The 23,701-nt window shown below is 64.1% G+C and carries 22 protein-coding genes and 1 pseudogene; 20 read left to right on the forward strand and 3 right to left on the reverse strand.

The genetic code is table 11. The features are described from left to right. The first annotated feature begins 138 nt into the window (after window positions 1-138). From yqeB to ACTQWE_RS09745, 10 genes are all read left to right on the forward strand, one after another. Window positions 139-945 (forward strand): selenium-dependent molybdenum cofactor biosynthesis protein YqeB, encoded by an 807-nt coding sequence (gene yqeB / locus ACTQWE_RS09700; protein WP_441857261.1) that lies wholly within the window; start codon window positions 139-141, stop codon window positions 943-945. 2 nt (window positions 946-947) lie between these two features. Then, window positions 948-2,054, forward strand: coding sequence for a selenide, water dikinase SelD (gene selD / locus ACTQWE_RS09705; RefSeq protein WP_441857263.1), 1,107 nt, complete (start codon window positions 948-950; stop codon window positions 2,052-2,054). 75 nt (window positions 2,055-2,129) lie between these two features. Then, window positions 2,130-3,191, forward strand: a complete 1,062-nt coding sequence (locus tag ACTQWE_RS09710) for an XdhC family protein (RefSeq protein ID WP_441857085.1) — start codon at window positions 2,130-2,132, stop codon at window positions 3,189-3,191. Between the two features lie 123 nt (window positions 3,192-3,314). After that, a complete protein-coding gene (modA, locus tag ACTQWE_RS09715) occupies window positions 3,315-4,229 on the forward strand; it encodes a molybdate ABC transporter substrate-binding protein (RefSeq protein ID WP_441857084.1) in 915 nt (304 codons plus the stop codon). Between the two features lie 11 nt (window positions 4,230-4,240). Then, complete coding sequence (gene modB / locus ACTQWE_RS09720; protein ID WP_441857083.1) at window positions 4,241-4,987, forward strand: molybdate ABC transporter permease subunit; 747 nt, start codon at window positions 4,241-4,243, stop codon at window positions 4,985-4,987. Next, window positions 4,984-6,084 carry a sulfate/molybdate ABC transporter ATP-binding protein gene (locus ACTQWE_RS09725; RefSeq protein WP_441857082.1) on the forward strand — a complete coding sequence of 367 codons (1,101 nt, stop codon included), beginning with the start codon at window positions 4,984-4,986 and terminating at the stop codon, window positions 6,082-6,084. The genes modB and ACTQWE_RS09725 overlap by 4 nt, the downstream gene beginning before the upstream one ends. Then, entirely contained in the window at window positions 6,077-7,030 is a 954-nt protein-coding gene (gene moaA / locus ACTQWE_RS09730) for a GTP 3',8-cyclase MoaA (RefSeq protein ID WP_441857081.1), read from the forward strand. Before ACTQWE_RS09725 ends, moaA begins: the two co-directional genes overlap by 8 nt. Window positions 7,031-7,032: 2 nt before the next feature. After that, the gene (moaC, locus tag ACTQWE_RS09735; RefSeq protein WP_441857080.1) at window positions 7,033-7,506 is read left to right on the forward strand and encodes a cyclic pyranopterin monophosphate synthase MoaC; all 474 of its coding nucleotides are present in this window, start codon (window positions 7,033-7,035) and stop codon (window positions 7,504-7,506) included. After that, window positions 7,506-8,000, forward strand: coding sequence for an MOSC domain-containing protein (locus tag ACTQWE_RS09740; protein WP_441857079.1), 495 nt, complete (start codon window positions 7,506-7,508; stop codon window positions 7,998-8,000). Before moaC ends, ACTQWE_RS09740 begins: the two co-directional genes overlap by 1 nt. Before the next feature lie 11 nt (window positions 8,001-8,011). Next, entirely contained in the window at window positions 8,012-9,133 is a 1,122-nt protein-coding gene (locus ACTQWE_RS09745) for a molybdopterin-binding protein (RefSeq protein ID WP_441857078.1), read from the forward strand. A gap of 81 nt (window positions 9,134-9,214) precedes the next feature. Here the strand turns inward: ACTQWE_RS09745 and ACTQWE_RS09750 are convergent. Together ACTQWE_RS09750 and ACTQWE_RS09755 are read right to left on the reverse strand one after the other, a co-directional pair. After that, a pseudogene (locus ACTQWE_RS09750) lies at window positions 9,215-9,475 on the reverse strand (Fic family protein); the annotation flags it as partial. Window positions 9,476-9,493: 18 nt separating this feature from the next. Then, window positions 9,494-9,856, reverse strand: a complete 363-nt coding sequence (locus tag ACTQWE_RS09755; protein WP_441921666.1) for an ATP-binding protein — start codon at window positions 9,854-9,856, stop codon at window positions 9,494-9,496. Between the two features lie 660 nt (window positions 9,857-10,516). Here ACTQWE_RS09755 and ACTQWE_RS09760 point away from each other — a divergent pair. From ACTQWE_RS09760 to ACTQWE_RS09805, 10 genes are all read left to right on the forward strand, one after another. Next, entirely contained in the window at window positions 10,517-11,677 is a 1,161-nt protein-coding gene (locus ACTQWE_RS09760) for a zinc-binding dehydrogenase (RefSeq protein ID WP_170103025.1), read from the forward strand. Window positions 11,678-11,748: 71 nt separating this feature from the next. Further along, window positions 11,749-12,444 carry a hypothetical protein gene (locus ACTQWE_RS09765; RefSeq protein ID WP_441857077.1) on the forward strand — a complete coding sequence of 232 codons (696 nt, stop codon included), beginning with the start codon at window positions 11,749-11,751 and terminating at the stop codon, window positions 12,442-12,444. A 42-nt stretch (window positions 12,445-12,486) separates the two neighbouring features. Next, complete coding sequence (locus tag ACTQWE_RS09770) at window positions 12,487-13,869, forward strand: MFS transporter (RefSeq protein ID WP_170103027.1); 1,383 nt, start codon at window positions 12,487-12,489, stop codon at window positions 13,867-13,869. A 146-nt stretch (window positions 13,870-14,015) separates the two neighbouring features. Further along, the gene (locus ACTQWE_RS09775) at window positions 14,016-15,086 is read left to right on the forward strand and encodes an NAD(P)-dependent alcohol dehydrogenase (RefSeq protein ID WP_170103028.1); all 1,071 of its coding nucleotides are present in this window, start codon (window positions 14,016-14,018) and stop codon (window positions 15,084-15,086) included. Between the two features lie 69 nt (window positions 15,087-15,155). Further along, window positions 15,156-15,998, forward strand: coding sequence for a class II fructose-bisphosphate aldolase (locus ACTQWE_RS09780; RefSeq protein WP_170103029.1), 843 nt, complete (start codon window positions 15,156-15,158; stop codon window positions 15,996-15,998). Between the two features lie 6 nt (window positions 15,999-16,004). Further along, window positions 16,005-17,018 (forward strand): carbohydrate kinase family protein, encoded by a 1,014-nt coding sequence (locus ACTQWE_RS09785; RefSeq protein ID WP_439793888.1) that lies wholly within the window; start codon window positions 16,005-16,007, stop codon window positions 17,016-17,018. A gap of 116 nt (window positions 17,019-17,134) precedes the next feature. Next, the gene (ydjG, locus tag ACTQWE_RS09790) at window positions 17,135-18,121 is read left to right on the forward strand and encodes an NADH-dependent methylglyoxal reductase (protein ID WP_170103031.1); all 987 of its coding nucleotides are present in this window, start codon (window positions 17,135-17,137) and stop codon (window positions 18,119-18,121) included. Between the two features lie 61 nt (window positions 18,122-18,182). Beyond that, complete coding sequence (locus ACTQWE_RS09795; protein ID WP_441857076.1) at window positions 18,183-19,592, forward strand: dicarboxylate/amino acid:cation symporter; 1,410 nt, start codon at window positions 18,183-18,185, stop codon at window positions 19,590-19,592. A gap of 355 nt (window positions 19,593-19,947) precedes the next feature. Next, a complete protein-coding gene (locus tag ACTQWE_RS09800; protein ID WP_170103032.1) occupies window positions 19,948-20,706 on the forward strand; it encodes a DeoR/GlpR family DNA-binding transcription regulator in 759 nt (252 codons plus the stop codon). A gap of 872 nt (window positions 20,707-21,578) precedes the next feature. Continuing rightward, complete coding sequence (locus ACTQWE_RS09805) at window positions 21,579-22,691, forward strand: GNAT family N-acetyltransferase (RefSeq protein ID WP_441857074.1); 1,113 nt, start codon at window positions 21,579-21,581, stop codon at window positions 22,689-22,691. A 69-nt stretch (window positions 22,692-22,760) separates the two neighbouring features. Here the strand turns inward: ACTQWE_RS09805 and ACTQWE_RS09810 are convergent. Then, window positions 22,761-23,701 (reverse strand): serine hydrolase (locus ACTQWE_RS09810; protein WP_441921668.1); only part of this gene is annotated, 941 nt, incomplete at its 5' end.

The following is a 23,701-nucleotide window of genomic DNA, read 5'->3' on the forward strand; positions in this document are numbered from 1 at the left end:
GGCGCCCGGCGTAACGTGCGCGGGCACGTACGAGCTGGAGCTGTAGCGGGCGCGCGAGGGACACATGGCTTTCGCGCCGCCCGGCCTGCGCGCCGCATGGCCGCGCGCTGCGAGCGGGGGGCGAACGGAGGAGGAAAGATGCTGGTAGTGATACGCGGCGCGGGGGACCTTGCCTCCGGGATCGCCGTGAGGCTGCGCCGCAGCGGCGCGGACGTGGTGATGCTGGACGTGGCCGTGCCCACCGCGGTGCGGCGCACCGTGTGCTTTAGCGAGGCCATCCGCCTGGGCGAGGCCACGGTGGAGGACGTGCGCGGCGTGCTGTGCGCGGACGCGGAAGAGGCGGCCCGCGTGGCGCGCGCGGGCACGGTCGCCGTGCTCGTGGACCCTGACGGTGCCTCCATCGCGCGGCTGCGCCCGGAGTGCGTGGTGGACGCGATCATCACGAAGCGCAACCTGGGCACCACGCGTGACATGGCGCCCGTGGTGATAGGCGTGGGGCCGGGATTTAGGGCAGGCACGGCGGCCGGCTGCGACTGCCACGCCGCCATAGAGACAAAGCGCGGCCACTACCTGGGCCGCGTCATATACGACGGCTCTCCCATACCCAACACGGGCGTGCCGGGAAACATAGGCGGCTATTCGCGCGAGCGCGTGCTGCGCGCGCCGGCGGACGGCGCGTTCGAGCCCGTGCTGAAGATCGGCGACGTGGTGCGCAAGGGCGACCTGGTGGCGACGGTTGCCGGCGAGCCGCTTCTGGCCACGATCCCGGGGGTGCTCCGCGGCCTTCTGCAGGAGGGCTGCCCCGTCACGCGCGGCATGAAGTCCGGCGACATCGACCCGCGCTGCGCGCCGGGCCACTGCAACACGTGCTCCGACAAGGCGCGCGCGATAGGCGGCGGCGTGCTGGAGGCGCTTCTGCACTTCTCGCACAGGCTGGAGGGATAGCGATGGCAGACGACGCAACGGCCCGGCAGGGCGAGAAGGGCGCGGCCCCCGCGCCCGCGGGCGAGGACGTGAAGCTCACGAAGCTTGCGGAGTGCGCGGGCTGCGGGGCGAAGGTGGGCGCCGGCGAGCTGGCGCGCCTGCTGAGCGACATCCGGGTGCGGCGCGACCCCAACCTGCTGGTGGGGTTTGACAAGTCGGACGACGCGGCCGTGTATCGCGTGACGGACGACGTCGCCCTGGTGCAGACCGTGGACTTCTTCCCGCCCATCGCGGACGACCCGTACACGTACGGGGCCATCGCCGCGGCGAACGCGCTTTCGGACGTGTACGCCATGGGCGGCGAGCCCAAGGTCGCCCTGAACGTGATGGCCGTGCCGGAGGACATGCCGGCGGACGTGGTGCACCAGATCCTGCGCGGCGGCTACGAGAAGGTGTACGAGGCCGGCGCCTCCATCGTGGGCGGCCACAGCATATACGACCGCGAGCCCAAGTACGGCCTTGCCGTGACGGGCTTCGTGAACCCGGCGCGCATGCTCACCAACAGCGGCGCGCGCCCCGGCGACGCGCTGGTGCTGACGAAGGCGCTGGGCGTGGGCGTGATCACGACGGCCGCGAAGGCCGGGCTCGCCGCGCCGGCAGACGTCGCCGCGGCTGAGGCCCAGATGATGCGCCTTAACCGCTACGCGCGCGACGTGATGGTGGCGCACGACGTGCACGCTGCCACGGACGTGACGGGCTTTGGCCTCTTGGGCCACGCGCTCGAGATGGCGCAGGGCGCGAACGTTTCGCTGGAGCTTGACGCCGCCGCGCCGGCGCTGCTTTCGCTCCGCGTGCGCGAGCTTGCGCGCCTGGGCATCCTGCCTGCGGGGATGTACCGCAACCGTCACTTTGCTGAGTCTTCGGTGGACGTGGGCGATGTCCCGCGCGACGTGCAGGACCTGCTGTTCTGCCCCGAGACCTCTGGCGGGCTGCTCATAAGCGTCGCCGCGGCGGACGCGGACGCGCTTCTGGCGGACCTGCTGGCAGACGGCCGCGTGCCCGACGCCCGCTTGGTGGGGCGCGTGGGCGAGGCCGGCGCGGCGGGCGGCGCCCGCATCGCGCTGCGCTAGGGGCCCGCGCGGCCACGGCGCCCGGTTGGCGCCGGCGCGGCAAGACGACGCGACGGCATGAACAAGGAGAAGGACATGCAAGACTCTCATGACACCCTGCGCGACCAGGGGCTTGTGGGCCGGCTTCTGGCGGAGCTCTCTGCCGGGCGTCCGTTTGCCCTGGCCACGGTGCTTGCCACCCGCGGCTCCATGCCGCGCCACGCCACGGCGCGCATGGCGCTTCTGCAGGACGGCACGTGGCTGGGCACCGTGGGCGGCGGCCGCCTCGAGCTGCAGATGCAGCGGCGCTGCCGCGACGTGCTTTCCGGCGCGGCGTCGGCGAGCCTGGAGTGGATGACGCACGCGAAGACCGGCATGGCGTGCGGCGGCGACGCCCTGGTGGGCGTGACGGCGTGGCAGCCCGGGAGGGCGGCGCTTCTGACAGAGCTGCTGCGCAGGCTTCGCGCGGGCGAGCGCTTCGTGCTGTGCGAGGCGTGGCGCGACCCTTCGGACGTGACCGTGGAGCTTCTGGGCGCGGACGAGCTTGCGGCCGGCTCCGCGGAGGCGCGGGCGCTTGCCGGCCAGGCGGCCGTATGGGAGGAGGGCTCCCGCACGTACGTTGAGCCGGCCGGACCGGACCCGGTGTGCTACGTGTTTGGCGGCGGCCACGTGGGCCGCGCGCTCACGGGCGTCCTTGCGAACGTGGGGTTTCGCGTGGTGGTGGCCGACGACCGCCCCGGCGTGGCCGTGCCGGCGGACTTTCCAGCGGCGGAGCGCGTGCTCTGCGGCGACCTGCGCGACATCGCGGGCATGGGCATACGCGTGGGCGGCGCGGACTACGTGGTGGTGACGACGCACGGCCACGCGTGGGACATAGACGTGCTGCAGCAGGTGGCGGCCGCGCGCCCCGCGTACGTGGGCTGCATAGGCAGCCGCGGCAAGGCGGCGTTTGCGCGCAAGACCCTGCGCGAGCGCGGCGTGGACGAGGCGTGGCTGGAGTCCGTGCACCTGCCCATAGGCGAGGACATCCTGGCCGTGACGCCGGCGGAGATCGCGATATCCATCGCGGCGCAGATGATCCGCTGCCGCGCGGAGCTGCGCCCGCCGGAGCAGCGACCGCACGCCGATTCGTCACGCGCGTCAGATAAAAGTTTGTAAGGCAAACGTATAATTTGTTTGAGAACGTCCCCGGCCGCGGCCGGGGCGAACGCCCACAGGCACCACATGGGCACCTTTTTGCGCCACGGGGCGCATTGGCAGGCACCACACCAAGGAGGACACATGCACCACATGGTCGAGAAGGGCGGCGCCCTCACGCGGCGCCAGCTCTTGGGCGGCGCGGCCGCCCTGGCGGCAACGGCGGCGCTCGCCGCGTGCGGGAGCGCGGGCGCGGGCAGCGCCGGACGCGACGGCGCGGACTCGTCCGCAAGCGGACCCAGCAAGGCGGCGGCCAGCGGCAAGACGCGCACACTCACCGTGTTTGCCGCGGCGTCGCTCACAGAGTCGCTGCAGCAGATCGGGCGCCTCTTCGAGCGCAAGCACAAGGGCGTCACGGTAAAGTTCAACTTCGACTCCTCCGGCACCCTCTGCACCCAGATCGCGGAGGGGGCAAAGGCAGACGTGTTCTTCTCCGCCGCAGAAAAGCAGATGGACCAGCTGGACGGCGGACTCGACGGCCAGGAGGGTGCCGGCATGGTAGACCACGCCACCCGCGTGGACCTGCTGCAGAACAAGGTGGTGCTCTGCGTGCCCAAGGGCAACCCCAAGGACGTCAAGAGCTTCGACGGCCTTGCAAAGGCGCTCGCCGCGCACCAGGTGCTTCTGGCCATGGGCAACGCGGATGTGCCGGTGGGCCAGTACACGCAGAGGATCCTGGCCCACTACGGCCTGGACGAGGCTGCCCTCGCGCAGGCGGGCTGCATAAGCTACGGCAGCAACGTGAAGGAGGTCGCGGCGCAGGTGCGCGAGGCGAGCGTGGACTGCGGCGTGGTGTACGCGACGGACGCGAAGGCGGAGTCGCTTGCGCAGGTGGACGCCGCGACGGACGCCATGTGCGGCCGCGTGGCCTACCCCGTGGCCGCGGTCAAGGCGGCGCCGGAGCACGCCCTCGCCGTCGAGTTCGTGGACTTCCTGCAGACCGGGGCCGCCGCGGGGCGCTTCGAGGACGCGGGCTTCACCGCGCTCGCCAAGGCCTAGGTGAGAAGGACATGGACCTCTTTCCCCTGGCAAACTCGCTCAGGGTGGCCGCCATCTCGACCGTGGTGGTGTTCCTCCTGGGCATAGCCCTCGCGAATGTGGTGTCGCGCGCGCCGCGCGTGGTGCGCGGCCTTGCGGACGTGGTGCTGACGCTTCCCCTGGTGCTGCCACCCACCGTGGTGGGCTTCCTGCTGCTGATGCTTCTGGGTCCGCGGCGGCCCCTGGGCGCGTGGGCGCTTTCCGCGCTGGGCGCGCGCCTGACCATGGTGTGGTACGCGGCCGTGTTCGCGACGGTGGTGGTGAGCTTCCCGCTGATGTACCGCACTGCGCGCGGCGCGTTCGAGTCGTTCGACCAGACGCTGGCAGACGCGGCCCGCACGCTGGGCCGCTCCAACGCGTGGGTGTTCTGGCGCGTCAAGATGCCGTGCTGCCGGCAGGGCATCGTGGCGGGCGCGGTGCTCGCGTTCGCGCGGGCGCTGGGCGAGTACGGCGCCACGTCCATGGTGTGCGGCTACATGCCCGGCTCCACGGCGACGGTCTCGACCACGGTGTACCAGCTGTGGCGCACGGGCGACAACGCGGGCGCGCTCGCGTGGGTGCTCGTGAACCTCGCGATCAGCTGCGTCGTGCTCGTGGCGCTCAACGTGGTGCAGGGGCGTGCGGCCGGCGGGCACGGGGCCGCGTCCTTCTCGCCCGCGGGCAGCGCGGCAGAGGCCGTTGCCGCAGAGGCCGTCGTTGCGGAAGGCGGTACGCTATGAGCCTCTGCGTGCGCATACGCAAGCGCCTGGCCGCGTTCACGCTGGACGCGAGCTTCGACGTGGAGCGCGCGGACCGCGTGATGGCGCTTCTGGGGCCGTCCGGCTGCGGCAAGTCCGTCACGCTCAAGTGCATCGCCGGCGTCATGCGCCCGGACGAGGGGCGCATCGTGCTTAACGGCCGCACGCTGTTTGACAGCGACGCCGGCGTAGACCTGCCGCCGCAGCGTCGGCACGTGGGCTACCTGTTTCAGGACAGCGCGCTGTTTCCCACCATGGACGTGCTGCACAACGTGATGGCCGGCGTGCGCGAGGGCGGCCGCGCCGAGCGCCGCGAGCGTGCGCGCCGCGAGCTTTGCGCCATGCGCCTGGACGGCATGGAGCGCCTGCGGCCGGCGCAGCTTTCCGGCGGGCAGCGGCAGCGCGTCGCGATGGCGCGCATCCTGGCGAGCGATCCGGAGCTCATCCTTCTGGACGAGCCGTTCAGCGCGCTCGACGGCTACCTGCGCTGGCAGCTGGAGCTTGAGCTTGTGGACGAGCTCCGCGCGTTTTCGGGCGGAGCCGTGCTGGTGACGCACGACCGTGACGAGGTGCACCGCCTGGCGCAGGACGTGTGCGTGATCGACCGTGGCCAGACCGAGCCGCTCGTGAGCGTGCACGAGCTGTTTGCCCGCCCGCGCACCGTGGCGGCGGCGCTCATAAGCGGCTGCAAGAACGTGAGCCGCGCACGCGTGGTGGGCGATCGCCTGCTGGCCTGCGACGACTGGGGCGTGACGCTTGCGTGCGCGGACGCGCCGGATGCGCGCGTGACGCACGTCGGCATCCGCGCGCACTACCTGACGGCCGCGCCCACGGATGCGGCCCCGCGCCCCGCTCCCGGCGCCAACCGCATCCCGTGCGTGGTGGAGCGCGTGATCGACGGCACGTTCAGCACCATCGTGATGGCGCGGACGCCCGGCGGCGCGCTGCTGCGCTACGAGTGCGAGAAGGACGCGTGGGCAGCGCTTGGGGGCGCCACGCGCGTGACGTTTGGCATCACGCCGGAGCGCGTGATGCCGCTGTGCGAAGGATGTGCGAAAGGAGGGGGAGGCCATGCATGACGCGTTTGGACGAGACGTCACCTACCTGCGGCTGAGCGTTACGGACCTCTGCAACTGCCGCTGCGTGTACTGCATGCCGGCGTGCGGCGTGCCGCGCCTGCGCCACGAGGACGTGCTCACGTTCGAGCAGATGCAAGAGATCGTGGCCGCCGCGGCGAGCCTGGGCGTGCGCAAGGTGCGCCTTACGGGCGGCGAGCCCCTGGTGCGCCGCGGAATCGTGGACCTGGTGCGCATGGTGGCGGACGTCCCCGGCGTGGAGGAGGTGGACATGACCACCAACGCCACGCTGCTGGCGCCCGTGGCGGCAGACCTGCGGGCGGCGGGCCTCACGCGGCTGAACGTGAGCCTGGACACGCTGGACGCCGCGCGCTACCGCAAGATCACGCGCACGGGCACGCTGGAGGACGCGCTTGCCGGGCTTGCGGCCGCGCGCGAGGCGGGCTTTTCCGGCACGAAGGTCAACTGCGTGCTGCTGGGCGGCATCAACCAGTACGAGCTGCGCCCGCTTGCGGAGCTCGCGCGCGGAAGCGACCTCTGCGTCCGCTTCATAGAGCTCATGCCCATGGGTGCGTGCGCCGCGTGGCCGCGCGAGCGCTTCCTTCCGGCGGACGCCGTGCTCGCGGCCGTGCCGGAGCTCGTGCCCGCGGACGCGACCGCCCCCGGCGTGGCGCAGCTCTACCGCGCGCCGGGCTGGCGCGGCACGGTGGGGCTGATCCGGCCCATGACGCACAGGTTCTGCGGCCAGTGCAACCGCATACGCGTCACGGCGGACGGCAAGCTCAAGCCGTGCCTGCACTCCGCGCAGGAAGTGGACCTCCGCGGGCTTTCCGGGGAGGAGCTGGTGCGGGCCGTGGCGCGCGGCATCGCGGAAAAGCCCGGCAGGCACCACATGGACATGGAGCACGCGAGCCAGACGCCGCGTGCCATGAGTCAGATAGGAGGCTGAGCATGGCGTTCACGCACTTCAACGAGCAGGGCCGCGCCCGCATGGTGGATGTTTCCCAGAAGCCCCGCACCCAGCGCACCGCAACGGCGGCCGGCAAGGTCCTCATGAGGCCGGACACCCTGGAGCTCGTGCGCACGGGCGGCGTGCGCAAGGGCGACGTGCTCGCCGTGGCGCAGGTCGCCGGCATCATGGCGGCAAAGCGCACGTGGGAGCTGGTGCCCATGTGCCACCCCGTGCAGCTCACGGGCGTGGACGTGTCCTTCTCACTAGAGGAGGACGGCATAGCGATCACGGCCACGTGCCGCTGCTGCGGCGAGACCGGGGTAGAGATGGAGGCGCTCACGGCGGCCAGCGTCGCGGGCCTCACCATCTACGACATGTGCAAGGCGCACCAGCGCGACATGGTGATAGACCGCGTGCGCCTAATGGAGAAGGACGGCGGCAAGTCGGGGCACTTCGTTCGGGAGGAAGGCTGATGCGGGGTAGCGAGGAACTGAAGGGCGGCGTGGGGCCGCGGGGCGGCGCCGGGCGCGTGATCGCCACGAGCGTGAGCGAGCGCAAGGGTACGCGCAAGCACCCGGTGGACGCGCTTGAGCTGCGCGTGGGCGTGGGGATCGTGGGCGACGCCCACGCCGGCGCGTGGCACCGGCAGGTGAGCCTGCTTCCCAACGAGAGCGTGGACCGCATGCGCGAGCGCGGGCTCGACCTTGCGGCCGGCGACTTTGCGGAGAACATCCTGACGGAGGGTCTCGTCCTGCGCGAGCTTCCCGTGGGGAGCGTGCTTGCGGTGGGGGAGTGCCGCCTGGTGGTGACGCAGATCGGCAAGACGTGCCACAACGACTGCGAGATACGCCGCCTCACGGGCATGTGCGTCATGCCCACGGACGGCATATTCTGCGTGGTGGCGCGCGGCGGCAGTGTGCGCGCCGGCGATGCGGTGCGCGTGATGGAAGAGGGTGAGCTTGCGTGAGCGAGTCCGGAATGAAACTGGTTGCGACCCAGGACGCCGTGGGGCACGTGCTGTGCCACGACATGACGCAGATTCTGCCCGGCGGCACGGACGCCAACGGCAACGAGCTGCCGCGCTACAAGGGCGCGCGCTTTCGCAAGGGCCACGTGGTGACGGCCGAGGACGTGCCGGTGCTTTTGAGCATGGGCAAGGCGCACCTGTACGTGTGGCAGAGGCGCCCGGGCTGGCTGCACGAGGACGAGGCCGCGCGCCGCATGGCGGCGCTGTGCCTGGGCGAGGGCTGCGTGGCCTCGGGCGAGCCGCGCGAGGGCAAGATCGGCATAAGCGCCGCCCACGACGGCGTGTTCCTGGTGGATTCCGAGCGCCTTGCGGCCGTGAACTCCGTGGACCAGGTGATGGTGGCCACGCGCCGCGGCAACTTTGGCGTGCGCGCCGGCGACGCCCTCGCCGGAACCCGCGTGATCCCGCTCGTGATAGACGGGCGGGTCGTGGCCCGGGCCGAGGCCGCGGCGGACGTCTCCGCGCACGGGCCGCTCATGCGCGTGGCGCCGTACGTCATGCGCACCGCCGCCGTGATCGCCACGGGCTCGGAGGTCAAGAGCGGGCTGATCCAGGACCGCTTCACCCCCGTGGTGGAGCGCAAGCTCGCGCGCTACGGCGTCGCCGTCACGTGGCGCGCCACGCCGGGCGACGCGATGGAAGACGTGGTGGCCGCCATTGGCGAGGCCCGCGCCGCCGGGGTGGACATGGTGCTGTGCACGGGCGGCATGAGCGTGGACCCGGACGACAACACGCCCGGCGCCATCAGGCGCGCCGGCGCGCGCATCGTCACGTACGGCGCGCCGGTGCTGCCGGGGGCCATGCTGCTGGTGGGTTACTTCGACCCGGATGGCGCCGCGAGAAAGGCCGCAGCCGCGCCGCAGGACGCCGCGGGTAAGAGGGACGCGCGCCCCGTGCCCGTGGTGGGGCTGCCGGGGTGCGTCATGTACAACAAGGCGACCGTGTTCGACCTCGCGCTGCCGCGCCTGGTGGCGGGCGTGCCGCTCGCGAAGCGCGACTTCGTGGCCATGGGCGAGGGCGGGCTCTGCCTGGGCTGCGACCCGTGCACGTTCCCGCACTGCCCGTTTGCGTAGCGTCCCGCCTGCGTGGCGACCGTAGGCCATGGCCCTTCTCGCCCAGCGCATCGACGGGCGAGAAGGGCTTCTTCAGCTGCTTCAAAGCGCGTCCGTACAGCATTGGGTTATGGAGGGGGTCGGTGGGCTTCCCGCCCATACCATCCATTCCCGATATTGCTTCACCTTTCGGTACTTCTGCTTGCTGCTGGTTGGCTTGTCGGGTATGGTCCTCTCGATGAGCCCCTTTTCGAGGGCGGGGTCGAGGTAATTTCGCCTGAAGTATGTGCGGTGCTCTAGTCCAAGCCTCTGCATCATCTCGACAACAGACATCTCTTTCCCATCCATGACGGCCAGGAGCTTGTCGGCTTGATCACTTGGTCACTGGACTTGGTCACTCCTTGGTGGCTCGACCTTCGTCACGAGCGAGGAGGACTCACCGCCCATGCCCGGTAGGCGGAAGTCGGCAAGACCGCTCGTCTCGAGCTCAAGGGTCAGGCGCACCCGGTCCGGCTCCCAGAGCTCCTCGAGCAGAGGGTCAGGCTTACCGGCGCTGTACGTGCCCTCGCGCAGCGTGTCGTACCCGCTGCCGGCCCGCTCGCCAATGTTGAGCAGGCTGAACATCGAGAGCAGCATCTCGTTGCGGGGATCGGAAACTCCGCCCGCCTCAACCTCATCCACCGCGATTCTGAGCGTGCCTGGATTGGATGCGATGATGCGGTCCGGCTTCCGCACGAGCACCACGCCGGTTCGCCCAAAGTAGTCGGCGTGAACTTACGTCTGTGCGGGCCGGCAGAGTAACGCGAGCTGGTAAAAGGTGGTCTAGAGACCATATCTTTTCGGAATTTGCAACTATCTTGGCGACCCCTCGCCTTCTCCGCTGAACGTTTGCGCCCCGCACTGGCGGCGTTCCTCTCTAGTTCAAATAGTCTGCCAGGTGCGCACTGTTTCCAGGATAAGTAGCTATATTCGAGTGACCATCGGAAGATTCGATACCCGACTGCCGGAACGACCGGTATTGTCGCGCTCGCTGCTGTCCGACTTTTTCAGTTCAATTGATGGCGGCACCGAAATTCAACAACAGGTTATGGGGTTTGTTGGAGGACGTTGATTTTTCTGGCAACAGCGTGTCGGTTACAACAGTGGGTTCCGAATGCCAACTTTGACCGTTTCGGTAGGAAAATCTGCCGTTCGCAGATATAAATGACGTAAACACAGAAGAAATCTTTGAAACACAGAAATACTCTTGTATAAAAAGGGTGTGCAAGGAAGGCTCGGGCAAGAGAGGCCGAATGGCAGTTTAGATAAACGCACAAATTCGGCCGCTCTCCAAGATACTGCGTCGATTCGCAGTGATGATTGGGTGTCCGGGGAAAGGTCAACGGTGTTATTGGAGGGGAAGTCATGAAGGCACTTACTAGGTACTGCGACAATGGCGAGTTCGGCGGTTATCACTACATAGACATGCCGGTTCCCGAGTGTGGCCCCGACGACGTGATCATTCGCCTGAAGGCTGCTGCTATTTGCGGAGCCGACATGAAGCACTGGTATGCGGATTTGGAGGGAAAGAACACCTCGAAGACGCTCAACTCCATTCGTGGGCACGAGTTCGCCGGCGTAATCGTTAAGGTTGGCGAGAACGTGACCGATTGGAAGGTCGGCCAGCGCGTGGTGTCCGACAACGCCGGCAAGGCCTGCGGAAAGTGCCCCGCTTGCGAGCGCGGCGACTTCATGCTGTGCGAGCACAAGACCGGCCTTGGCCTGGACAACAACTACCAGGCCTTCGGTGGTACCGGTGGCTTCACCAAGTATGCGAAGATCCCCGGCGGCATCCTCAAGCTGCATCCCCATGCCATTTGGGAGATTCCCGATGGCGTGAAGTACGAAGAGGCCGCCGTGCTTGACCCGATTGCCAACTCCTACAAGGCAATCGCGCAGCAGTCCAGCTTCCTGCCTGGCCAGGACGTCGTCGTGTTTGGCACTGGCCCACTGGGCCTGTTTGCCGTGCAGGTAGCTCGCATCATGGGCGCCGTCAACATCGTGATGGTTGGTCTTCAGGACGACGTTGAAACCAGGTTCCCGATTGCCCGCGAGGTCGGTGCAACTCACTGCGTCAACGGCTCCACCGAGGACGTCGTTAAGCGTTGCACCGAGATTTGCGGCCGTGACAACCTTGGACTGGTAGTGGAGTGCTCCGGCGCCAACATCGCCCTTAAGCAGTCCCTCGAGATGCTGCGCCCGAACGGCGAGGTCGTGCGCGTGGGCATGGGCTTCAAGCCGCTTGAGTTCTCGATCAACAACATCACCGAGTGGAACAAGAGCATCATTGGCCACCAGGCCTACGACTCCACCTCTTGGCGCGAGTGCATCCGTTTGCTCGCCTCCGGTGCGATAAACGTCCAGCCCATGATTACCCACCGTCTCGGTCTCTCCCAGTGGAAGGAGGGCTTCACCGCGATGGCCAACAAGTCCGCGGTTAAGTGCATCTTCCACTACGACGAGCCCGACAAGGACGAGAAGGCCTACGGCGAGGCGGACTACCCCGACGACTACGACTTCGAGTAAGCAGGAGCATCGGTACCGGCTGGCTCCCGCGCGAGGAGCCAGCCTCTTTGGAAGAAGGGAAGATGGCCCCTATGGATCACAAGCTCCTGCTTGCACCGTCGATGGGCTGCTGCGACCTGTTCGATTTCGCCCATCAGGTGTCCTACATCGACGAACGAGCCGACTTTTTGCACATCGATATCAAAGATGGCAACTACGTAAAGACCTACAGCATCGGTCCCGACTTCATGGCTGCGCTCAAGCCGCACGTGAAGACTCCTATGGACGCGCACCTCATGGTTAAGCATCCGCAGTGGATTATCGAGGACTGCGCCAAGGCTGGTGCAACATACATAACCCCTCACACCGACTGCATCGAGAGCGATGCGTTCGTTACCTTCAACAAGATCCTTTCCCTGGGATGCAAGGCGGGCGTCGCGCTTAACCCGGCCACCTCGCTGGAGACGATTCGTTACTACCTGCCGCTCTTATCGAAGGTCACCTTGATGATCGTGGACGCCGGGTATGCCGGCCAAAAGGTAATTCCGCAGGTATACGACAAGATTCGCACCCTCGTGGAGTGGCGCAAGAGCATGCATCTGGACTTTCTCATCGAGGCAGACGGCTCTATGAACAAGGACGTTTATCGTCCGCTGTACGAGGCGGGTGCTGACGTGGTGGTCCTGGGCCCGCCTGCCCTTTGGAACAAGAATCCAAACATCGAAAAGGCTTGGGGCGTAATGCAGTCGGAGGTCGATTCTGAGCTGGCCGACGCAACGCGGTCCTAACGAAATAACGAGTGCGAGAAGAAACACCGAGAGGAAGCGAACATGGACAATACCAAGGGCGCCAACATTGGTGCCAGGCTTGACCGGCTGCCCGATTCGAAGTGGCACGTGAAAATGTGGCTCATCACCGCTTTCGCGTTGCTGGTGTGCTGGTCGAACGGCATTAGCGGCGCCGTCCAAAACATCCTGCTGAACGAGGTCCACTGGCTCGAGAAGGGTAGCACCCTCCTGGCGTTGTGGGGAACCACCTACACCATTGGCCAGCTGTTCGGCGCTTTGGTCGGCGGCCCCATCGGCGACAAGATTGGCCGTAAGAAGTCGATCATCCTGTACGAGTGCATCCACATCGCGGTAATGATTGGCGCCGCACTTGCTCCCAACGTGTACGTGCTGTACTTCTTTAGGCTTGCCCAGGGATTTGGCCTCGGTGCTCTGCTGGTGGTTCTGTTTGCCGGCTTCACCGAGTACGTGCCAAGCCGCAACCGCGGAACCTGGTCCAGCCGCACGTCGTTCATCGGCAACTGGGCTCACCCCATTTGCAACCTCATCGCCCTTCTGCTGATGGGCTCGGGCATGGCCATGAGCATGAACTGGCGCGTTGAGTTCATGATTCCTTCGGTCCTTTCCATCGTTGCCACCATCATGGTTTGGAAGAAGTTCCCCGAGTCCCCGCGTTGGCTTGAGTCGCAGGGTCGCGTGGAAGAGGCCGACGCCATCGTTACGAAGATTGAGAAGGAGATCGAGGCGTCCACCGGCAAGCCCCTGCCTCCCGTTACCGAGCCCCCTGCGGAGGTTAAGCGTCTTCCTTATTCGGCTCTGTTCCACGGCAAGCTGCTGCGTCGTACCATCGTCGGTTCGCTCGTCCTCATTGGCATGAACACGATTCAGTACACGCTCATGACATGGATGCCCACCCTTATGAACGGCCTTGGCTACGACACCTCGCAGTCCCAGTTCATGACCGTGTTTGGCCTGTTTGGCGCACCCTTCGGCATCTTCATCGCTTCTCTCATCATGGACAAGGTGCCGCGCAAGAAGATGGGCATGTTCCTCCTCGTTGGCATGGCGGTGTTCGGAGTCCTTATTGGCTTCCTCACCTCGATGGGCCTTGTGAATATGGTCGGCCTCATCGTCCTCACGTTCATCATGAACACGATCATTTACATGTACGTTTGCTACGCGTCGGCGGTGTATGTGCCCGAGATGTGGCCCACTTCCGCAAAGCTCTCTGGCTCTGGCTTCTGCAACGCAATGGGCCGTGTGAGCAACGTGTTCTTCCCGTTCCTTGTTACCGCACTTGCCGCCCAAAGCTCGAGCTACGTGTTCATGCTTCTGGCCGCCGTGGCAATTATCATCGCGGTTTGCGTTGGTGCCTTCGGCGTGGAGACTCGCGGCGAGTCCGTCGAGGCAATCGGCAACGTGTAACAGTCCCTTCGCACCACACCACCACGCAACTTTGCGTTCCTCCTCCCTGGGTCGCCGGCGTCTTGGAACCGGCGTCGGCGGCTCCCCGTCACTTATGAAACACCTGCTCTGCATCACAACTCACACGTTCACAAAGGAGTAGAGAAATGAAGAACTCCAAAGCCATTCTGGTTACCCCCAAGCACTTTGAGATAAAAGAAGCGCCCGTTCCCGAGCCCGGTCCCAAAGAGGTGCTGATCAAGGTCAGCTATGTTGGAATGTGCGGCTCCGACATCCACGGGTTCGAGTTCGGCCCCTTCATCCCTCCCAAAGACCCCAACCAGGAGATTGGCCTCGGCCACGAGGTTTCCGGCGAGGTCGTTAAGGTGGGCAAGGATGTAACCAAGTTCAAGCCCGGCGACAAGGTGCTGGTAGAGCCCGGCGTGCCCGACAGTTCATGCGAGTATTGCCGCACCGGCAGGTACAACATTTGCCCCGACGTGGACTTCATGGCTACCCAGCCCAACTACCGCGGCGCCCTGTGCCAGTACATGACGCACCCCGAGGACTGGGTGTACCCCGTTCCCGAGGGCATGAGCATGGTGGAGGCCGCACTCGTTGAGCCCGCTGCCGTCGGCATGCACGCGGCCATCCTGGGTGGCGCTTCCCTGGGAAGCCACATCGTAATTCTTGGCTGTGGCACCATCGGCCTCATGACCCTCCAGGCCTGCCGCAGCCTTGGCGCCACCGACATTACCGTCGTGGACGTCATTCCCTCGAAGCTCGAGCTGGCAAAGAAGCTCGGAGCCAAGGAGGCCATCAACGGCAAGGAAGTGGATACCGTAAAGTACCTGCGTTCCGACGAGAAGTTCGGCGACCACGGCGTTGACCTCGTATTCGAGTGCGGTGGTTCCGGCTTCCTCGCACAGCAGGCGGTGCAAATAGTTGCCCGCGGCGGAAAGATCATGATGGTCGGAACGCAGAGCAAGCCCGTGCCCATCGACTTCCTCAAGATCAATCGCGAGGTCACCATTCAAACCTCCTTCCGTTACTGCAACGACTACCCCCGCACCATCGAGGCAATCGCCACGGGCAAGTTCAACGTGAAGGACATGGTCACCAACGTTTACGACTATAAGGACGTGCAGCAGGCGTTCACTGATGCCATCGACCCGCAGAAGAAGGTCGACATGGTAAAGGGCGTCGTGAAGGTCGCCGGAACTCCGGGCTGCGAGTAGTTCGCATAAAACTCTTATCTATTAATCGTTGAGGAGCCCTACTGGCGCCTCGAAGTGAAGGGAGTAGTCATGCTTGCCAACATCAAGTACTGGGAGAACAAGGCCAAGGACGGTCAGTTTGCAATTCCGCACTTCAACGTTTGGAACGCCGAGATGCTAATGGGCGTTATCGACGCTGCGGAGGAGGACAATGCCCCCGTTATCATCTCGTTCGGCACGGGCTTCGTGGGTAACACCTCGTTCGAGGACTTCTGCTGGATGATGGTCTCCATGGCAAAGAACGCCAAGGTGCCCGTTATTACCCACTGGGACCACGGCCGCAGCATGGACATCATCAAGAACGCCTATACCCACGGCATGAACTCCGTCATGCGCGACGCCTCGGCCCTGCCCTTCGAGGACAACGTGAAGGAAATCAAGACCGCCGTCGATTACTTCCATCCTCTGGGAGTGCCCGTGGAGGCCGAGCTTGGTCACGTGGGTAACGAGACGGTGTACGAGGAGGCCCTTGCCGCCTATGCCTACACCGATCCCTCCAAGGCTGCAGAGTTCGTCGAGCGCACCGGCTGCGACTCGCTTGCCGTCGCAATTGGCAACGTCCACGGCCACTACTCCGCCACCCCCAAGCTCAACTTCGAGGTTGTTGAGAAGTGCCGTGACGCCGTAAGCGTTCCCCTGGTTCTGCACGGTGCCTCCGGCATTGGCGACGAGGACATCAAGACCGCCATTTCCCTGGGCATCGCGAAGATCAACATTCACACCGAGCTGTGCGATGCCGCCATGGGCGCAATCCAGAAGAACACCGACAAGTCGTTCCTGGAGCTCGAGCGTGCTGTTCGTCAGGCGGTCAAGGAGCGCGCCCTGTACAAGATCGAGCTGTTCGGTGATGCCGACAAGGCAGACCTTAGGTAGGTTGCCATGTCTACCAACGCAACCCAGGGTTGTCCCGACGCGTCCGCTGCGCAAAGCGCCAATAGGCCTCTGGACGTGGTGTGCGTAGGCGCAGCAATCGTGGACGTTCCCCTTCAGCCCGTGAGCAAGGACATCTTCGACAACGAGTCCTATCCCCTTGAGCAAATAAGCATGTCCATCGGCGGCGATGCCATCAATGAGTCGACCATCATCAGCCGGCTTGGGCACAAGGTCGGTCTCATGAGCATGGTCGGCAAGGACGTCGTGGGCGATTTCATTCTTGATCATTGCCGCAAGGAAGGAATCGACACCCAGGGCATGAAACTGCGCGAGGGAGTCAATACCTCCATCAACGTGGGCCTCGTTACGGCCGATGGCGAGAGGACCTTCGTCACGAACCGCAACGGCAGTCTTTGGAAGATGGGTATTGAGGACGTTGATCTGGGGCTCATTGCCCGTGGAAGGCTTCTTTCGCTGGCGAGCTTCTTCAACAACCCTCGCCTGAACAACGATGCCCTCGTGAGGATCTTCAAGGCGGCAAAGTCGGCCGGCATGGTAATAACGGCCGACATGATCAAGCCCCGCCTTGGCGAGACCTTCGACGACATTGCCGAGGCCCTGTCGTACGTGGACTACTTCTTCCCCAACTGCGATGAGGCTCGCCTTATGACGGGGGAGGACGATATCGAGTGCGTTGCCGACAAAATCCTGTCGTACGGCGTGAAGCATGTCGTGATAAAGATCGGCAAGCAGGGAGTGTTCATCAAGGGGCAGGACGGCCAGAAGGTCATCGTCCCCGCCATGAAGGGCATCATCGCCGTGGACACCATCGGCGCGGGCGACAACTTTGCCTCCGGCTTCATCACGGGACTTCTGGAAGGCAAGTCTTTGGTCGAGTGCGGCGAGTACGGAAACGTCGCCGCCTCGCTGGCCATCACAAGTATCGGCGCGACTACGGGCGTGAAGAGCAGGGATTTGTTTGACCGCCAGCTTGCACGCTACAAGCAGCAGTACGCCTAACTTCTCTAGCCCCCTGGGCCAAGCGTTTTCATATGCACAAGAGTGCAAATGTCCTGGCCCAGGGGGCTTCTCTATAGCATCTATATCAATCAGTAAACTAAGTAAGGATGGATACCATGCGCTACATGGAACTTGGAAGCTCGGGCATTCAGGTCTCGAAGATGGGCTTGGGAACGTGGGCAATTGGCGGCGGCCCCGCCTGGAGCGGAGGCCCCGACGAGGACAAGGCGGTCGACACCATTGTTGCCGCAGTTGACGCCGGCATCAACATGATCGACACCGCTCCTGGTTACAACTTCGGCAACAGCGAGCGCATCGTTGGCAAGGCCCTGAAGAAGCTGGATCGCTCCAAGGTGATCCTGGTCACCAAGTGCGGCGTGGTGTGGAACCGCAAAGGCACGGTTTGGAACAAGGTGGGCGACCGCCAGCTGTACAAGAACCTCACGCCCGAATCGGTCCGCCTTGAGGTCGAGGAGTCGCTCGAGCGCCTTGGTACCGACTACATCGACCTGTACATGACGCACTGGCCCTCCGTCGAGCCGTACTACACGCCCATTAGCGAAACGGTTGCCGAGCTTAACAAGCTCAAGAGCGAGGGCAAGATTCGCGCCATCGGTGCCGCCAACGTAAGCATCCCCCAAATTAAGGAGTACCTGGCTTGCTGCGAGCTGGACCTGGTGCAGGGCAAGTACAGCGTGCTCGACCGTGCCGTGGAGGACGAGCTTATTCCGCTGTGCAAAGAGAACAAGATCACAATGCAGGCGTACTCGCCGCTTGAGCAGGGCCTTCTTACCGGAACCATTACGAAGGACTACCGCCCCGAGCCCGGTAACGCGCGCGCCAACAAGAAGTGGTGGCAGCCCGGCAACATGGAGCGCGTCATCGACATGCTCGATGCCTGGAAGCCGCTTGCGCGGAAGTACAACTGCAGCATTCCCACGCTTTGCCTGGCCTGGATTATGAACCAGGGCGACACCGTTAACCTCCTCACCGGCGCAACCTCGCCCGAGCAGGTGCGCCAGAACGCTCCTGCCGCGGACATCGTTCTTTCCGAAGAGGACAAGCAGGTTATGAGAGAGATGGCCGAGGACCTGGACAAGTAGGCACGGCTCTAGCGGTGGGGGCGTGCGATCGTGCGGATGGTAAGGCTGAGGGGAGGCAACTATGAGCGACAAAATGGCTGAGGATGCGCGGGAGAAATCGATACAATCTTCGAATAAAAAGGCTGGGCACTCCATAGTTCGAAGGATTTTCATCGCGGTAATACTTGGCTTTCTTGCAGGTGCAGGATGCTTGGCGCTGCGCATGCAGCTGGGCAATACGAATCCAGTGTGGGAGAGCCTGAACAGTCTATTGTTCGTCGACATTACCTCGGAGGCGGGGGTCAACGGCATCGGACTCTTCTACATTGTGGGCCAGCTGTTCATGCATGCCCTGCAGGTTGCCATCGTTCCGCTGGTGCTCACTTCTTTGTCGCTCGCTCTCTGTAGCCTTACCGATCCAAAGAAGCTCAGCAGCATTGCAATTAAGACGATCATTACCTTCCTGTGCTTCTATGCGGTAACGGCCGCCCTCGCCGCGACCATTGCGTACTCAGTTAAGGCAGCGGGCGGGTTTACGGTAACGCTTCCGAATGGCCGGGCAACCGAGCTTGCAACCATTGACTCCTATAACCCGCTCTCTACGATTATCGACGTTGTGCCCAGCAACCTGCTGTCCGCGTTTTCCTCGAACAACTCCATTTTGGCCGTGTGCTTCGTGGCCATAGTTCTTGGAATTTGCATGTCACGCATGGGCGATAAGGTGAAGCCATTGAAGGACGTTCTGGAGAACCTCAACGACATAATCAACATGTGCCTCACCTTCGTGATTAACCGCTGCGCGCCCGTTTCGATCTTCTGCATGATTACTCGCGGTCTCGCGTTGTACGGAATCGAGTACATTCGCCCGACTCTCGTGTGGATGGCGACCACCATCGTGGGTTGCATAGGTCTTCTCTTCATCATCTATCCGCTTGGAATTCTCCTCACTACGCGACTCAACCCGATTCCGTTCATTCGCAAGACTGCCAAGATCGCATTGTTTGGCGCGGCTACCCAGTCGTCCGCAGCGACGCTGCCTCTGAACATGAAAACGTGCATGGAAGAGCTCGGCTGTCCCGAAGAAATAACAAGCTTTGTTATGCCTACCGGAATGACCGTTCACATGAACGGAACCACCGCCATGCAAATAATCGCGGTGACCTTCATCGCAACTGCCGCGGGCATCGATATGACTCCGAGCATGCTCGTGGTTGCGGCGTTGATCTCGGTGTCGTGCGCGTTCGGAACGCCTCCCATTCCAGCTGCGGGTACAACCCTGGTATACGTGGTAATGCTTGGCGTTGGATTAAACACTCCCCTGTGCATGACGTGCTACTCGCTCGTTCTTGCCATGAACTACCTTCCCGGAATGGCTGTTATGCCCATGAACGTAGTTGGCGATGCCGCCACGAACGTGATTGTGAGCTTTGGGGAAGGCATGTTGGACAAGAAAAAATACATGAGCGGTGCCAGTAGAAGCTACTCTCGTTGAAAGCCTGAATATAGTCTTATAGCCTATGCCAGGTTGCCAATTACTGAGGGTGGAGTCGGAGTTGTCTCCGGCTCCACCCGACTCAAACAGGATGCCGTATACCGTATGGATTGTTTACTATGGAATAATATGGGAACAAAACCATGGGATATGTATGACAGGCATTGTTACCAGACGCGATTCTCTGCCAAGGGGTTGCGAATCATGGAGTTGTTCTTTGCGGGTGCGGCGAATCACCTTTGTTTTCGCTAGCGTCTCTTTTAATTTTCAGGATAATTCCAAGCCCCTAGCAGTCACGTCTTAAATTGCGTCGGTTCAGCCTTACAGAGTCCTGTAACAATATGGGGTTGGAAAGATGAAGGCATCAGAGCGCCAAGAGCAGATGAAACAGCTAATCCATTCTGCGAATCGCGTGAGTGTTGCGGAACTCAGCGAACAGTGGGGAATTACCGAAGAAACTGTGCGACGAGATTTGGATAAGCTTGAATCCCAGGGCAGCATTACGCGTGTTCACGGTGGAGCCATTTGGAACGGCAGCATCGATATGGGCGGTGTGCATTTTCTGCGTCGACAGCTAAGCAACGCAAAAGAAAAAGGCCGCATAGCGCTTAAGGCTGCGGAAGTTATTCGGTCGCGAGAGACAATCATCGCGGACGCCAGTTCCACTGTTTTGGAAGCATTAAAGGCCGTCGGCGACGACAGTCGTCTCACTGTGGTAACCAATTCGTCTAAGATTTGCGACGGCAGCTTCGAGCCCTCGTACAACCTCATTTGCACTGGGGGTACCTACAATTGGAAGTCCCTCTCGTTTCAGGGGGAGTCGGCCATACAAACAATACGGAAGTATCACGTTGACCTAGCCATACTAAGCTGCAAGGCCTTGGATATCTCCCGTGGCGTCATGGACTCCTATGAGAGCGAGGCAGTTGTGAAGCGCGTGATGGAGGCTCAGGCAAATGAGGTTGCTATTCTGGCCGATCACACCAAGTTCGACAAGGTCGCCCTCCTGAAGTTGATGGACTTGGATGGAATCTCCTACATTATTACCGACCAAAAACCGTCGAATTCTTGGGTATCCCTGTGTGCCGACAAGAAAATCGACCTCATTTACTAGCCTTTAAATAGCGGAATTGTGGATGCTGTATTAGAGCTTCGGTGGCTTGACTGCGTACCTGAAGCGATTTCAACGGCGATCTCGAGTTGTTGCTCGAGTAGTGCTGTCGGAACATTAGCGAGGATATGCGAAACGGGCGAAAGGCGCGGCTGGGGGGCATGCTTTGCCGCGGGACGCCTTGTGGAGCGGGCGAGGATGACAACGTGGTCGCGCTTGTACGGGTTCGATAGCACCTGAGTTGATTTCGGGCATGTAGACGATTTCCCGGCTAAAAGACCTCGAAGATGACGATGCGGAGACGTAGGTAATCGCCTCGAGGAGGTGGCAACGCTTGGATATTAAACTAGTTGGTATCGTTGCCGGCAGAATCTCTCGGTTGGGTCACTTGCCCGCTGAGCTTGACATTAATGGCGTTTCTACCTACATTTCCGCCATAGATTTTGTTACTCCCGAGCGACTTAACATCCATTACTAGCGGGAAGGTCTTGCCGTCTATATCTGATGGGTGGAAGACGGTTGGTTCGATTGCTCCAAATTCAAGGATATGGTGCTCCCGGCCTGATTTCTGTACGAACATCACACCGAATCGTCCAAAGTAGTTAGCGAGAACGAGTGCGTTCGTCAGCACCTCTCGCATGACACATGTCGCGGCATATCGTCGATGGACTGCGTGCCGGTCGAAGTCCTCACGAGAATGGGCATCCCGCGGATAGCATACGGCATGCCTCGAACCAGAAATTGAATAAGTTGTTCGCCGGGCGGCGGGGTAGCATGGTGGGCGAGAAGGACGGCGGCGCGGGGTGCGCGACGGCCGTGTGGGCAAGCATGTCGCTGGCCGCCGCCGTGCGGCCTGCGAGCGAGGGGAGGCTGGGATGGCACTTGAGGTCAGGAGGGCGACTGCGGGGGACCTGGAGCCGCTGTGGGGGCTGTACGCCGCGTCGTGCGCGCGGCAGGTTCCGGGCGACATGGGGCCGGACTGGCACATGGGGGTGTATCCCGCGAGGTCGGACCTGGAGGGGCGCCTTGCCGCGGGCGAGCTGTACGTGGGCGAGCAGGGCGGCGCCCTCGTTGCCGCCATGGTGGTGGCCAAGGGCGAGGACCCGATCTACGCAAGGGTGCCGTGGCGGGTGCCGGCCGCGCCGGACGAGGTGGCGGTGCTGCACCTTCTGGTGGTGGACCCCGCGGCTCGCGGGCACGGCGTGGGCGGCCAGATGGTGGCCGCGGCCGCCCGCTTGGCCCGGCAGGCGGGCATGCGGGCGCTCCACCTGGACACGCTGGAGACCAACGTCGGCGCCATCGCGCTGTACAAGGGGTGCGGGCTTTCCGTGACATGCGTGATGCCCGTGCACTACGAGGACATTGGCGACGCGAGCACCGTGCTGTTCGAGCTGTCGCTGGACGGGGGCGCCGCGGACGACTCCGACGGCGTCGCCGGGGCCGCAGGCGCCGGTGGCGCGGCCAGGGCGGACGCCGCGTGCCGCAAGGGTGCGGGCCACGGCGGCGAGCCCTTCTCGGTGGAGGTCATCACCGTGAGCGACCGCTCGTTTAGGGGCGAGCGGCCGGATGCGAGCGGACCGGCGCTCGTGGAGCTTGCGGAGCGCAACGGGTATCGCGTGGTGGCGACGCGCCTGGTGCCGGACGAGCGCGAGCGGATAGAGGCGGAGCTGCGCGACGCGGCCGCGCGCGGGGTGGCGCTGGTGCTGACCACCGGGGGCACGGGGTTCTCGTCGCGCGACGTGACGCCGGAGGCCACGGCCGCCGTGTGCGAGCGCATGGCGCCGGGCATCCCGGAGGCCATGCGGGCGGCGTCGCTTGCGATCACGCCCAAGGCGTGCCTCTCGCGCGAGGTCGCGGGCATCGTGGGGCGCACGCTGGTGGTGAACCTGCCCGGCAGCCCCAAGGCCGCGGTAGAGAACGTCTCCGCCGTGATCGGGCCCATCGCGCACGGGCTGGGCATCCTGCGCGGCGAGGCGCTGGACGGCTAGAGACCGGTACGGCGCTGGGCAGGGGGGGCGGTCCTTCTCGCCCGGCGCGGGCGGCGCGGGCGGCGAACGCTAGTCCACCGTGGTCGCAGACGTTTGCCGCAGGGCGGAGCTGCCGCCGCACATCTTGCCGTGCGCGGCGTTCAGCGCGTCCAGCACCGGCAACAGGGAGCCAAAGTCGGAGGGCGCGTCGGAAAGCACCGCGACCGCGTAGTCGCCGCAGTCGGAAAACACGATACCGTTGTCGGCCGTGGCCGTGGAGGCCAGGCCCTCGTTTACGGGGTACCAGCCCGGCTTGGACCACACCGTAAAGCGGTCGCGCAAGAGCGCGCCCCACGCGGAGTGGTTGGTGCGCGCAAGGCAGCCGGTCAGGAGGCTGGCGCCCGCCTCGCCGGATTTTCCAAAGCGGTACACCTCGCGCCAGCAGTTCAGCATGCCCGCGGCAGATATGTGCGGGTAGTTGTAGCCGTAGGCCTCCTGCGCCGCCTCGGGCGCGCGGCTCTGCAGCCAGCTGCCATACACGTTGTAGCCGTACGTCTTCAGCAGCGTGCGGAACGCGTCGTTGTCGGAGTCAACCAGGCACTTGGTGATGGCGCCCGCGCTCGCCGCGGCGCCGCCGTGCGTGGACTCCAGGATCGCGGTCACGTACACGGCCTTGATGCTGCTTGCGGGATAGAACTTCTGGTCTGCGTTGTACGAGGCGCCGCGCCCCGTCTTCAGGTCCACCATGGCAAACCCCAGGTGGTAGCCCTTTGCGGTGAACGCGGCCACCGCGTCTTGCAGATGCCTGCACGTGGGCGTGGACGCGAAGCCCTCGGGTGCCGTCACGCTGATGCCGCCCGCGGAAAACGTGGTCACCTTCGCGCCGGCGCCGGTGTCGAGCGGCGTCGCGTCCTCCTGGGGCGCGGCCTCCGCCTTGGCGGGCGCGCTCGCGTCCGGGGCGCCGGAACCAGACGCGTCCGCGTCCGAGCCGCCGGTGTCCGCGCCCGCCTTCGCGCCGGACGCGCTCGCGC

Origin of the sequence: Parafannyhessea sp. LCP19S3_B1 (genome assembly GCF_052121955.1) — a bacterium.
Lineage (GTDB): Bacteria > Actinomycetota > Coriobacteriia > Coriobacteriales > Atopobiaceae > Parafannyhessea.